This window comes from Pseudomonas sp. NFACC56-3, assembly GCF_900100025.1.
GTDB classification, from domain to species: domain Bacteria; phylum Pseudomonadota; class Gammaproteobacteria; order Pseudomonadales; family Pseudomonadaceae; genus Aquipseudomonas; species Aquipseudomonas fluorescens_AA.
In genome coordinates this window covers 1-11,593 of record NZ_FMTK01000014.1, presented here as the reverse complement: position 1 = coordinate 11,593, position 11,593 = coordinate 1, and the positions used below count along the sequence as shown (strand labels likewise).

Genomic DNA, 11,593 nt, shown 5'->3' with positions numbered 1-11,593 from the left:
ACGAGCCGGCGTCAGGGCGCGTCCACCGGACGCAGCCGATACTGCGGCGGCAATTGCTCGAAGCCGCTGATCGTGGTGTCCAGGCTCTTCCAGCGTCCGTCCTTGATGCCGTAGATGCAGCCATGAATCGACAATTTCTGCCCCCGGTGCCAGGCGTTCTGCACGATGCTGGTATGGCCGACGTTGGCCACCTGCTGGATCACGTTGAGTTCGCACAGGCGGTCGACCCGTTCTTCTTCGGTCGGCAACTGGCCCAACGCCTCGCGATGCTCGTAATACAGGTCGCGAATCGAGCGCAGCCAGCCGTCGATCAAGCCCAGTTGGCGGTCCTGCATCGAGGCACGCACGCCGCCACAGCCATAATGGCCGGTGACCAGGATGTGCTTGACCTTGAGCACGTCCACCGCGTACTGGATCACCGACAGGCAGTTGAGGTCGGTGTGCAGCACCACGTTGGCCACGTTGCGGTGCACGAACAGATCGCCCGGCAGCATGCCGACGATCTCGTTGGCCGGCACCCGCGCATCGGAACAGCCGATCCACAGATACTCCGGGGTTTGCTGACGAGCCAGCTTGGCGAAAAAGTCAGGATCCTCCTGCTTGATCGCATCGGCCCAGCGCGCGTTGTTATCAATCAGATCTTGTAATTCGTTCATGCTGTCTAGCCTCGATAGAGAGTGCGCAACTGTGACAGACGACCGCCGGTCGAGGTCACGTCGGCGATGCATTGGAATTCCTGGCTGCGCTGTCGGTCGACACCAGTAAGGCCCACAGTAGGAGGAATTGCCATGAATGATTCACGACGCCCTTTCGATGCGACGCAACCGGAACCCATCGACGACAATGAAGATCGCATGGGCTCGATGCATGAGTTGGAGTTCGACGACGAGCAGCCCAGCGCGAAAATCGGCGACGAATTGCCGCAAGACGAACGCGAACAGCTGATGCCGCGTGAACGCGTGCGTGAAGCGGGCATGACAGGCGCCTCGACGGACGATCACCAACCGACCGACGACGACATGAGCCCGGAAACCCTCATCCACGAAGACGGCGCCCGGGATGCCTTCGAGGCCGGCGACGACGAACAGGCCGACTGGGACCTGAGCATCGTGAACGAAAATGACATTGGTGGCGGTGACGGGCTGGACGAAGCGGAAATGGCCGATATCGATCCGTTGGATGGCAAGCGTTGACCAGAACGGGCCGAATCCCCCTGTGGGAGCGGGCTTGCTCGCGAAAGCGGTGAATCAGTTTGCATCCATCTTGAATGTACCGCCGCCTTCGCGAGCAAGCCCGCTCCCACATTTATGCGCTGGCCTCAAGCTTGCTCGCGATAGCAGTAGACCAGTTCAATCCACCAAGGTACACGCCATGACCACCGCATCCTCGCGCCCACCCACCGCCGGGTAGTAATCCCGGCGCCGCCCCACTTCGTTGAAGCCATAGCGCTCATACAAGCGGAACGCCGTGCGGTTGCTGTCGCGCACTTCCAGGAAGCATTCCCGGGCCTCGGCCTTGTAGGCAATCGACATCAGGTGTTCCAACAGGCGCAACCCCAGGCCACGGCCCTGGTTTTCCGGCTTGACGGTAATGTTGAGCAGGTGCGCCTCATCCAGGATGATCTGCACCACGCCATGGCCCACTTGCTGCTGGCCTTCGAACATCAGCCAGATCTGGTATTTGCCCAGCCCGTCGAGAAATATCCCGCGGGTCCAGGGGTGGCTGTAGGCCGCGTATTCGATTTTCAGCACAGCGTCGAGGTCCGCCTCGGTCATCGGGCGGAACGATACAGCGTCACTCATTCGATTCTTTCCAGCGCGCCATCAGCCGGCGCATGGCTTGCCAGACATCAGCCTTGCGCTGTGGCGTTTCCATTAACAGTTCCAGCCCGGGCAACGCCCAGGCCGAGCCCAGGCCTTCGACCTGCAGTTCGCGATTGAACGCTTCGGCATCCGCCTCGCCGGCAAATTTCACCGCCGGCAGGCCGATCAACCACAGGCACACGCAGGGCTCGTCTTCGAGCCGCGCCGAAACGAAGCCCTGGACGAAATCCCGTGCCGCTTCCGGCCCCTGGTCCAGGGTGCCGCGTGACAACAACGGCCAACGCACCGGCTCGCCGATGATTTGCGGGCTGTCCGGCAGACCGGCGGCGCGCAGCATGTCCTTGAGCAGCAAGTAGGCCGGATCGCGGCTTTGGAACGGCTCGCCCGTGGGCAACTCCACCAACAGCAGGCAACGCCCGGCCCGCAGCAGTTGCAGGGCGAAACGCGGCGGGGCGACGTAGGCAGCCTTGGGCGGCGCCTCGACCACCTCCTCCACCGGCTTGGCATTGGTGCGGGTCGAGGCCAGGCTCGGGCGCGGCACTTCGATTTTTGGCCGCTCGGGAGCCGGCGCTGGCGGCTCGACGACTGTCTTGGCCACAGGCGCCGTCACGGCCGGCGCGATGTACTCGGGCTCGGGCGCTTCCAACAGCTCGGGCCGCGACGGGGCGGCGAACGGCAATTCGGTGCGCGGCAGCCAGTTGACCACCTGCATGGCGGTCAGATAGGCGCGGCGACGGGACTCGATAAGCAAGGGTCGGCCACTTGTGGATAACGGAAAGTGGAAGCGATTCTACCGCCCTTCGACGCGGATCGCTTCCCTGTTGGAGCAATTGTTGATCGATAGAGAACGACAGTCCGTCCAAGGGGTGAATCGCAACCGGCTCGATGCAGTACAATCGCCGCTTTTAATTGCCAACCCGACGGCCATTGCGATGATCGAACCCAAGCGCGTCTTGCGCGCCCTCGCTGAACACTGGGCATTGCTGGAACCTTTGTGCGAGCACTTCGACCAGGGCACCCTGAGCCTCAACGAATTGCGTTCACAGCTGGCCGCCCAACAACTGGACAGCACGCCCCAGGACATCACCAACCTGCTGGACGTGTGGATCCGCCTGGACATCCTCGTACCGGTGGCGAAAAGCCCGAACCGTTTCGAGCTCAACGCCCAGATCCATGATTTTCTCGCCTACCTGCGCCGCGAACACCGCCTGGGCCTGTGCCTGGAAATCGAAGCCTACCTGCGCCACCTCGAGCGCCTGGCCGGTTACATCCAGGACGCCTTCGACATTCGCGACGGCAACGACCTGGCCCGCCAGTTGCGCCTGCTGGACATGCGCGTGCGCGACGTCCTCAAGAAACTCGCCAACGACGAACAGGCCCTGGTGGCCGTGGCCGAACGGGCCAAGACCAGCGATCGGCAGATCCCGCTGCGTCAACGCTACGCCGAAGTGTTGGCGACCTGGGACGAATACGTCGAGCCGATGATCCAATTGGTGAACGCCGACGGCGCCTTCGAGCAAGGCGTGCGCAAGGTCGAGAACGTGCTGTTGCGCATGCTCACCGAACAGCAGCGCCTCGGGCACCTGGTGGACGACGACATGTTGCTGCGCACCCACGCGCGCATCCTCGAGATGCAGACCAGCGCCCAGCTAACCCTGCGCCATGCCCGCGAACTGCTCCTGCCATTGCGCGAAGAGGCCCGCCGCCACAACGCCGTGACCCGTGGCGCCGCACTGGCCCTGGCCGCCATTCGCCGCAAAGGCATCGACGCCGTGCCGCAAGCGGCCATGCCGCTGTTCACCCGGCCGCAAAGCACCTTCCTGGGCAGTGCCAGCCAGGTCGAAGCCTATGTCTATGCCCTGGCCCGTTTCGAACCGAAACCGGCGCGTTTCCCCAAGTCCCACAAGACCCACAAGGGTGGCGAAGCACCGCGCGCGCCACGCACCGTGCGCGAGATGGTCGAGCGTTGCGAAGACGCCCTGCCGATGCCGGACCTGATGACCTGGCTGCTGGAACAGGAACCGGACGGCGCCACCGACGAATTGCTGTACTGGTTCTCGCGCCTGTCGCGGGAAAAACGCTTCAAGCGCGAGCGCCTGGAACGCCGCGACTACCACACTCACGAGCATCAGGTCAGCCTGCGCTCCTTCGCCCTGCTCTCGGCCGGCGACACCGCCGCCGAGGATTCTGCGAGCATCCCCCATGCATCTTGATCTATCCGAACTGTCCCAGCTGGCGCCGATCTTCCGCGAGCTGTTCAAGGGTTACCACGTCAGCCGCCGCGACCCGGAGCTGTACGCCCAACTGTCGAACTTCCAGGACCAGTACCGCACGCTGTTCAAGGCCCTGGGCTTCGAGCTGGTGTGCGACACCCGTGGCTTCTACTACTTCGTGCCGGACCTGGCCGCCGCGGCGGTGAACAAGACCGCCCAGCGCCTGGCCCTGTTCACCTTCATCCTGGTCGAGCACCTGGCCGACCAGGGCCGCGACCCGATCGCCGTGCTCGACGGTGGCAGCCTGGGCCGCGACGAGCTGCCTTCGCTGCTGGAGAAATACCGCGACCTGTTCATCCAGGCCGAAGTGCAGACCCAGGAAGAGCTGGAAGAAAAAATCATGCGTCGCATGACTCAACTGGGTTTTGCCAGCGAAGAAAACGGCGTGTATCGCTTCCTGCCGCCGATGCACCGCTTCCTCGACGTCTGCCTGTCGGTCCAGCAGGACCGCGACCTGGCCGCCAGCCTGCACAGCGTGCTGCCGCTGCCGGCACCGGTGCTGATCGACGAAGACAGCGACGAAAAACTGCTGCAGACCGATGATCCGCTGGACCTCAGCGAATTCGAAGGTGAAAGCGAAGAAGAGGCCCTGGCCCGCGCCATTGCCGAAGAACAGGAGACCGACGCATGAGCAAGGAACGCTACGGCATCCGCCGCTTTGCCCTTTTGAACACCGCCGGCTACAGCCTTGGCTTGTTCCCGCTGGAAGAACCGCTGTCGGTTTATGGCGCGAACAACCTGGGTAAATCCGCCTCGATCAACGCCTTGCAGTTCCCGATCCTGGCCCGCATGTCGGACATGAGCTTCGGCAAGTACAGCCTGGAGCAATCCCGGCGCTTCTACTTTGCCTCGGACACCAGCTACATCCTGGTGGAAGTCGCCTTGCCCCACGGCCCACACGTGATTGGCGTGGTCGGTCGCGGCCCCGGCGGCGGTTTCGGGCACCAGTTCTTTGCCTATGCCGGCAAACTGGACCTGGCCCACTATCAGAAAAATGACACCTGCCTGCGGCAGAAAGAGCTGTTCACCAACCTGGAGCGCGAAGGCCTGAAAGCCTACGAGCTCAAGCCGGATGAACTGCGACGCTTGCTGGTGGGTGGTCACACCTCGATCCCGCTGGACCTGACGCTGATCCCGCTGCGCTCCACCAGTGAGCAAAGCCTCAAGACCTTCCGCGCCCTGTTCATCAACCTGCTGCACATGCGTGAAATCACCGCGGCCAAGCTCAAGCAATTGTTCCTCGATGCGTTCGAGCACAGCCTGCGTTCCGGCAGCGTGGACTACATCGCCGCGTGCGAAGAAGCCTTCCGCGACGTACGCCGCATGGAGCAGGACTACAACTCCCTCGTGGCCGCCGGCCCGCTGGTGGAGGCCTTGGCCAATGGCGTGAAGCAGCGCGATATCCTGCGCGGCAAACTGCATCGCCTCTCGCCATTGCTCGACTCGTTGCTCGGCACCTGGTCGGACTACGCCAGTGCGCGCAAGGAAGAACTGACCATCCAGGCCGAACACTACCGCAACGAACAGGATTCGTTGCAGAACGACCAGCGCGGCGGCACTCAGGAACTGATGCGCCTGGAACGGGAAATCAGCGGCATCCAGCGCTGGCTCGGCGAGCTGTCGGTGCTCAAGCATCGCTTTGCCCTGGTGGATGACGTCAAGGTCCTGGAACAGCAACTACTCGCGGCCAAGGACGCCCACGACGAACTGGCCGGTGCCCTGGCCCAGTCCCGGCAGTTCAGCGCCGAAGACCTGGAAGAGCGCCTGCGGGACCTGGAAAAACGCCTGAAGTCGGTCAAGCAGCAACTCGATCACGCCGACAACAACAGCTACGCCCGCCTGCGCGAAGAATTCTCGCAGCAGGATGTCGAACGCCTGATGCGCTTGTTCAACAGCGCCCTGTTCAGCCTGCCCCTGGGCGAACACGGCATCGCGCTGGACGAGAACGGCGAGTGGGTCAAATCCATGGAACTGATCCTCGACGGCTTCAAGGGCGAGCGCTTCGAAGTGCCGGGGCTGTCCATCGACCTGTCCCACATCGAGCCGCCCGCCCTGCAAGCCCTGGCCGACCGTGCCGCGCTGCGAGACCAGAAAGAGCGTCTGGAAAAAGAACTCAAGCAGCTCAAGACCCAACAAGCCGTGGCCGCCGACCGCGCCGCGAGCAAGACCCAGACCGAGGCGCTGTACCAGCAGGTACTGGATGCGCAAAAAGCCCTGGAAGACTTCCGTCGCAGCCAGACCCTGAGCGCCGAGGAAGGCGAGAAGCTCGAGCAACTGGCACAGATGGAAGCCGCCCAGGACGAACTCAAGCGCTCCAGCGATGCTTTCACCGAACGCGTCCAGCAATTGTCCGCCAAGTTGCAACTGGTGGGCCGGCAGATCGCCGACATGGAAGCCAAGCAACGCACCCTCGACGACGCCCTGCGCCGTCGTCAACTGCTCCCGGCGGACCTGCCGTTCGGCACGCCGTTCATGGACCCGGTCGACGACTCCATGGACAACCTGCTGCCGCTGCTCAACGACTACCAGGACAGCTGGCAAGGGCTGCTGCGCGTCGATGGCCAGATCGAAGCCTTGTATGCCCAGGTGCGCCTCAAGGGCGTGGCCAAGTTCGACAGCGAAGATGACATGGAACGGCGCCTGCAACTGCTGATCAACGCCTATGCCCACCGCACCGACGAAGCCCTGACCCTGGGCAAGGCGCGCCGTGCGGCCGTGACCGACATCGCCCGGACCCTGCGCAACATCCGCAGCGACTACGACAGCCTCGAGCACCAACTGGCGCTGTTCAACCGCGAGATCAACAAGCGTCAGGTGTCCAACCTGCAGAGCTTCCGCATCGTCCTGGCGCCGAACAAGGAAGCGCTCAAGCACATCGACCAGATCATCCACAGCGCCGGTCAGTACGAGGAAGGCGAGACGCTGTCGGTGTTCGACCTCAGCCAGAGCGCCGAGCAGGACAACAAGAACGAAGAAGCCAAGGAATACCTGGCGCGGCTGGTGGCGGCGAATCACAACCAGCTCGGCCTCAAGGACCTGTTCGAACTGGCGTTCGAGATCACCAAGGTCAACGGCCAGCCCGTGATCCACACCGACATCGACGGCGCGGCATCCAACGGCACCACCATGACCATCAAGGCGCTGACCAACATGTACTTGTTGCTGCACCTGATGGACCGCGAACAGGCCGGTCGCGTGCGCCTGCCTTACTACCTGGACGAAGCGGCGGACATCGACGAGAAAAACCAGGCGGCACTGCTGGAAACCAGCCTGCAACTGGGCTTCGTGCCGATCCTCGCCAGTGTGAAACCGCAAGTCTGCGCCAGTGTCGCCATCGACCTGGAAGGCGGCAGCGGTCCGAACGGCATCTACATCGACGAAGCGGACTGGAAATACATCCGTCGTCACGATGCAGTGAAGGCCACGATGAATGTGCAGGCCGATGAGCCGGAGCTGGATCCGGTGTGAAGTGAATAGCCGGGCATGAAAAAGGCCGCGTTCCAAATGGACCGCGGCCTTTTTCATTGCGCCGGTTTTGAGTCTTCAGTGCAACGGATGGCCTCATCGCGAGCAAGCTCGCTCCCACATTGGACTGCTTCTGGATGAACCATCCTGCATCCCTGTGGGCGCGAGCTTGCTCGCGATAGCGCCACAACTACTTGCCAAGACTGATCTTCGGCGCCCAGGTCAGCCATTCGTCTTCGAACTTATCGAACAACGGGAAGGTCTGCTCCGCTCGGGCCGGATTGCCCATTCGTTCACCGTCCGGCGTTGCGAACGCAATACCGCCCTGGAGCAGCGTTTCAAGCGACTCGGTTCGCACCGTCGCGCCCTTGAACAGACCGAAATCCAAACCGAAGCCACTGCTGTTCCAGAAGCGTGTGCCGCTGCGCACCAGTGGCGCATATTTGGGCTCGATCAGGATATGGATCAACACCCGGTCCGCCGTCTGGCCCAGTTCATAACCGGTGACCTTGCCCACCGTGATCTCGCGATAGGTGACCGGCACGCCGATCTTCAGCGAACCACGGCGGGCCGCACTCAGCACCAGGCTCAGACCCGCTTCGGGTACAGCGCTTTGCGGTGGGTTGGCCAAGGCCACGAAGCTTTTTTGTGGCCCGAGATTTTTCGCCGAAGGCTGCACTTCAATGTATTGGCCTGTGACCAGCGTCTCCAGGTTGGAGGTCTTCATCAACCCCAACTCAGGCTTGACCACCCAGAACTGAGACCCGACCCGGGCGATACGCTCCGGCACTTCGGTGATGCGCGCAGTGAGCAACACCGATTGCATGTCGGCGCTGAGATCGACCTCTTCGATCTTGCCCACATCCAGCCCTTTGAAACGGATCGGCGTACCGCTGCGCAAGCCATCGGCGCGGTCGACCTTGATCGTCACGACCGTGCCCTTCTGCTGTGCGGCTTCGCGATCTGCATGCAAACGAAAACGCGGGATGCGCCTTTTCAACGGCACGTTCGGTTCCGGCGTTTCGAAGGCGATCCCGCCGGCCATCAGGCTTTGCAGGGACTCGCTCTTGACCTGTATCCCGCCGGTCAAGCCGCCCGTGAGGGTAACGCCGCTGGCGTTCCAGAATCGCGTCGAACCGTTGACCAGGCCTTCATATTCCTTCTCGATATGCACGCCGATGATCAGTTGTTTTTTCTTGCGGGAAAACTGGTAGCTCTGCACCGATCCGACCTTGACCTGCTTATAGAGAATCGGGCTACCGACCTCCAGCGATCCGAGGTTCTCCGTCAACAGGACCAGATGCAGTCCTGGTGAACGCAGGTCCAACGGCGGCGCCTTCGCCCTGGCTTCGAATTCGCGTTGCGGCGCTCCGCCTTTATCGCCTGGACGTATGGCAATGTAATTACCCTTGACCAGCGCTTCCAGGCCGGTGATACCTGCCAGGGAGATCGATGGCTTGACGACCCAGAACTGTGTGCCGGTGACTAGGTAATCTTCGGCCAAGGGGTCCAGGGTCAGTTCAGCCGTCGCGCTGGCCAGGTCCGGATCGACCTTGAGGTTCTTCAGGCTGCCGACCTGGATGCCTTTGTACATCACCGGCGTACGCCCGGCCTGCAATCCCTCGAAGTCGCTGAGTTTGACTTTCACCCGGATTCCCGCAGCGGCCGCATCAAAGTCTTCGTAGAGACGAAACGGCAGGCTCGGATCCGTTGGAGGACTGTCCTTGCGGCTTTCCGGTGTGGCGAATGCAATACCGCCGGCCACGATGCTGGCCAGGGACTCGCTGCGCACTTTCACACCCGACAGGTTGGCATCGATGCTGATGCCGCTGGCGTTCCAGAAACGCGTGTGTTTACGAACCAGACTGGCATAGGTCGGCTCGATGAAGACTTTGACCTCGACTTTGCTCTGGTCCTCGGACAGCAGGTAACTTTTCACCTGGCCGACCTGGATCTGCTTGTAGAACACCGGGCTGCCGCGGTTCAGCGAACCCAGCCGGTCAGCCTTGAGGGTCAGGTGCAAACCCGGCTTGGCGTCCGACAGCGGCGGCTCTTCGGCCAGGGCCTTGAACTTGCGCGCCGACTCGCCTTCACCCGGACTGATCGCCACGTAGTTACCCGAAACCAGGGTCTCCAGGCCTGTGATCCCGGCCAGGCTCACGCTCGGTTTGACCAGCCAGAAACGTGTGCCGGTCTTGAGATACTGCTCGACGTCCTTGTTCATCTCGACCGTCGCGACCACGCCCTTGGAACTGCCTTCGTCATCGAGTTTGAGCGCCGTCACTTTACCGACCGTCATCCCTTTGTAGACGACTTCGGTCTTGTTGACCTGGATGCCTTCACCACTCTCAAAGCGCACAGTGATCTCGATTCCGGTCTCGTTATAAGCCCGCCAGCCGAGCCAGCCACCGATGATCAATGCGATCAGCGGCAAGACCCAGATGGCTGACCAGTTCGAAGCCGGTCGGGTTTTAGCGGTAGGCAAATCAGTCATGGTCGTTATCCGACTCCGTGTTATCCCAAATCAGTCGGGGATCGAAGGTTACTGCGGCAATCATCGTCAAAATCACTACGCTGGCGAAAGCAATCGCGCCAAGACCGGCTTCGACACTGGCGAGTCGCCCAAAATTCACCACCGCCACCAGAATGGCGATCACGAAAATATCCAGCATCGACCAACGACCAATGAACTCGATGAAACGGTACATAAGAATGCGTTGTCGTGCCGACATGGGCTGGTGCCGCTGCACGGAAAACAATAACAACGCGATACCCACCAGCTTGAAGGTCGGCACAAGGATACTGGCGATGAACACCACGGCGGCGATAGGAATCATGCCGTGGTGAACCAACTCGATGACGCCGGCCATGATGGTGCTCGGGGCGCCCTGGCCCAGTGAGTTGATGGTCATGATTGGCAGCATATTGGCCGGGATATAAAGAATCGCGGCCGTGATCAACAATGCCCAGGTTCGCATCAAGCTGTTCGGGCGACGGGGATGGATCAGCGCGCCGCAGCGAGTACAGGTTTGTTTGTCGGCTTCAGCGTCCTGCCGATTCAACTCATGGCATTCCGTACAAACCAGAATGCCGGCATCAATCGCCCGCATGGGCATCTTCTCCTGATAACGCCTGCCAGATCTGATGCGGTGACATCACCACCTCCAGCCAGACCTGGACCAGCAACAAACTGATGAAACACACCAAGCCAAGGCCTACGGTGATGGCCGCCATGTCTGCCAACTTGACGATGGCCACCAGCACGCCCATGAGGTAAACCTCGAGCATTCCCCAGTCGCGGAGATGGTGATAAATGCGGTACAGCAACAAACCGTAGCTACGGCCAACGTCCAGGCGAATGGTCAGCAGCACAGCCAACTGACAAAGCAACTTGAGTAACGGAATGCCCATGCTGCACAGGAACACGACTACCGAGACGCCTTGCATGCCGGTATCGAACAGACCCACTACCCCACTCCAGACGGTGTCCTGGGAGGACTGCCCAAGCAGATTGAGTTGCATGATGGGTAAGAAGTTGGCCGGCACATATAACAGCAGGGCGGCGATCACCAACGCAAGACTGCGTTCGACTACATTGTGCCGGTGAGCATAAAGCTCATAACCGCAGCGGGGGCACTCGGCTTTTTCGCCATGGGCCAGTTGGGGCTTGCGCATCAACAAGTCGCACTCATGACACGCAACCAAATCGCCCAGGGGGAAATCTGGCAACCTATCAGTGTCTGACGGATCGGGCATAAACAGCTCTGGCTCAGCGAAGGTGGGGCTATTCTAGTGCTCCAGCTCGAAAATAACTGTGCAAATTTATTACGAGCGCTCTCAGACTTTCCTGCGGGCAAAACAAAACCCCTACCTGCATCAGCAGATAGGGGTTTCGGAATTTAATCTTGACGATGACCTACTCTCACATGGGGAAACCCCACACTACCATCGGCGATGCATCGTTTCACTTCTGAGTTCGGGATGGGATCAGGTGGTTCCAATGCTCTATGGTCGTCAAGAAATTCGGTAGCC

Annotated in this window: 10 protein-coding genes and 1 rRNA gene; 4 read left to right on the top strand and 7 right to left on the bottom strand. The window is 61.2% G+C overall.

Annotated features, from left to right (window positions below; translation table 11 throughout):
- Positions 1-11: 11 nt before the first annotated feature.
- A complete protein-coding gene (gene can / locus BLO80_RS18620; protein WP_092329289.1) occupies positions 12-656 on the bottom strand; it encodes a carbonate dehydratase in 645 nt (214 codons plus the stop codon).
- 132 nt (positions 657-788) lie between these two features.
- Between can and BLO80_RS18615 the strand changes: the two genes are divergently transcribed.
- On the top strand, positions 789-1,193 hold the full coding sequence (locus BLO80_RS18615) for a serine kinase/phosphatase (RefSeq protein WP_092329286.1): 405 nt from the start codon (positions 789-791) through the stop codon (positions 1,191-1,193).
- 156 nt (positions 1,194-1,349) lie between these two features.
- Here the strand turns inward: BLO80_RS18615 and rimI are convergent, their stop codons facing one another.
- Positions 1,350-1,802: a ribosomal protein S18-alanine N-acetyltransferase gene (gene rimI / locus BLO80_RS18610; RefSeq protein ID WP_047229376.1), complete on the bottom strand. Its 453-nt coding sequence runs from the start codon at positions 1,800-1,802 to the stop codon at positions 1,350-1,352.
- Positions 1,795-2,574, bottom strand: a complete 780-nt coding sequence (locus BLO80_RS18605) for an energy transducer TonB (protein ID WP_092329284.1) — start codon at positions 2,572-2,574, stop codon at positions 1,795-1,797. The genes rimI and BLO80_RS18605 overlap by 8 nt, the downstream gene beginning before the upstream one ends.
- Before the next feature lie 181 nt (positions 2,575-2,755).
- Here BLO80_RS18605 and mksB point away from each other — a divergent pair, with 181 nt between their 5' ends.
- From mksB to mksF, 3 genes are read left to right on the top strand one after another with little or no spacing between them, the layout of a single operon-like run.
- Positions 2,756-4,036: an Mks condensin complex protein MksB gene (gene mksB, locus BLO80_RS18600; RefSeq protein WP_060743131.1), complete on the top strand. Its 1,281-nt coding sequence runs from the start codon at positions 2,756-2,758 to the stop codon at positions 4,034-4,036.
- Positions 4,026-4,727, top strand: a complete 702-nt coding sequence (gene mksE / locus BLO80_RS18595) for an Mks condensin complex protein MksE (protein ID WP_092329281.1) — start codon at positions 4,026-4,028, stop codon at positions 4,725-4,727. The genes mksB and mksE overlap by 11 nt, the downstream gene beginning before the upstream one ends.
- Complete coding sequence (gene mksF, locus BLO80_RS18590) at positions 4,724-7,564, top strand: Mks condensin complex protein MksF (protein WP_092329279.1); 2,841 nt, start codon at positions 4,724-4,726, stop codon at positions 7,562-7,564. Before mksE ends, mksF begins: the two co-directional genes overlap by 4 nt.
- Positions 7,565-7,751: 187 nt before the next feature.
- On the opposite strand, the gene BLO80_RS18585 is transcribed toward mksF, so the two are convergent.
- The 4 genes from BLO80_RS18585 to rrf form a co-directional block, all read right to left on the bottom strand.
- On the bottom strand, positions 7,752-10,055 hold the full coding sequence (locus BLO80_RS18585) for a PqiB family protein (protein ID WP_092329276.1): 2,304 nt from the start codon (positions 10,053-10,055) through the stop codon (positions 7,752-7,754).
- The gene (locus BLO80_RS18580) at positions 10,048-10,671 is read right to left on the bottom strand and encodes a paraquat-inducible protein A (protein WP_092329273.1); all 624 of its coding nucleotides are present in this window, start codon (positions 10,669-10,671) and stop codon (positions 10,048-10,050) included. Before BLO80_RS18580 ends, BLO80_RS18585 begins: the two co-directional genes overlap by 8 nt.
- Positions 10,658-11,317: a paraquat-inducible protein A gene (locus BLO80_RS18575; RefSeq protein ID WP_092329271.1), complete on the bottom strand. Its 660-nt coding sequence runs from the start codon at positions 11,315-11,317 to the stop codon at positions 10,658-10,660. Before BLO80_RS18575 ends, BLO80_RS18580 begins: the two co-directional genes overlap by 14 nt.
- A 147-nt stretch (positions 11,318-11,464) precedes the next feature.
- Positions 11,465-11,580: ribosomal RNA gene (gene rrf, locus BLO80_RS18570) — 5S ribosomal RNA — on the bottom strand.
- Positions 11,581-11,593 lie beyond the last annotated feature (13 nt).

Excerpts from the sequence above, each read along its gene's own strand:
- can (WP_092329289.1), bottom strand. The coding sequence starts at position 656 with ATGAACGAATTACAAGATCTGATTGATAACAACGCGCGCTGGGCCGAT.
- BLO80_RS18615 (WP_092329286.1), top strand. The coding sequence starts at position 789 with ATGAATGATTCACGACGCCCTTTCGATGCGACGCAACCGGAACCCATC.
- rimI (WP_047229376.1), bottom strand. The coding sequence starts at position 1,802 with ATGAGTGACGCTGTATCGTTCCGCCCGATGACCGAGGCGGACCTCGAC.
- mksB (WP_060743131.1), top strand. The coding sequence starts at position 2,756 with ATGATCGAACCCAAGCGCGTCTTGCGCGCCCTCGCTGAACACTGGGCA.
- mksE (WP_092329281.1), top strand. The coding sequence starts at position 4,026 with ATGCATCTTGATCTATCCGAACTGTCCCAGCTGGCGCCGATCTTCCGC.
- mksF (WP_092329279.1), top strand. The coding sequence starts at position 4,724 with ATGAGCAAGGAACGCTACGGCATCCGCCGCTTTGCCCTTTTGAACACC.
- BLO80_RS18585 (WP_092329276.1), bottom strand. The coding sequence starts at position 10,055 with ATGACTGATTTGCCTACCGCTAAAACCCGACCGGCTTCGAACTGGTCA.
- BLO80_RS18580 (WP_092329273.1), bottom strand. The coding sequence starts at position 10,671 with ATGCGGGCGATTGATGCCGGCATTCTGGTTTGTACGGAATGCCATGAG.
- BLO80_RS18575 (WP_092329271.1), bottom strand. The coding sequence starts at position 11,317 with ATGCCCGATCCGTCAGACACTGATAGGTTGCCAGATTTCCCCCTGGGC.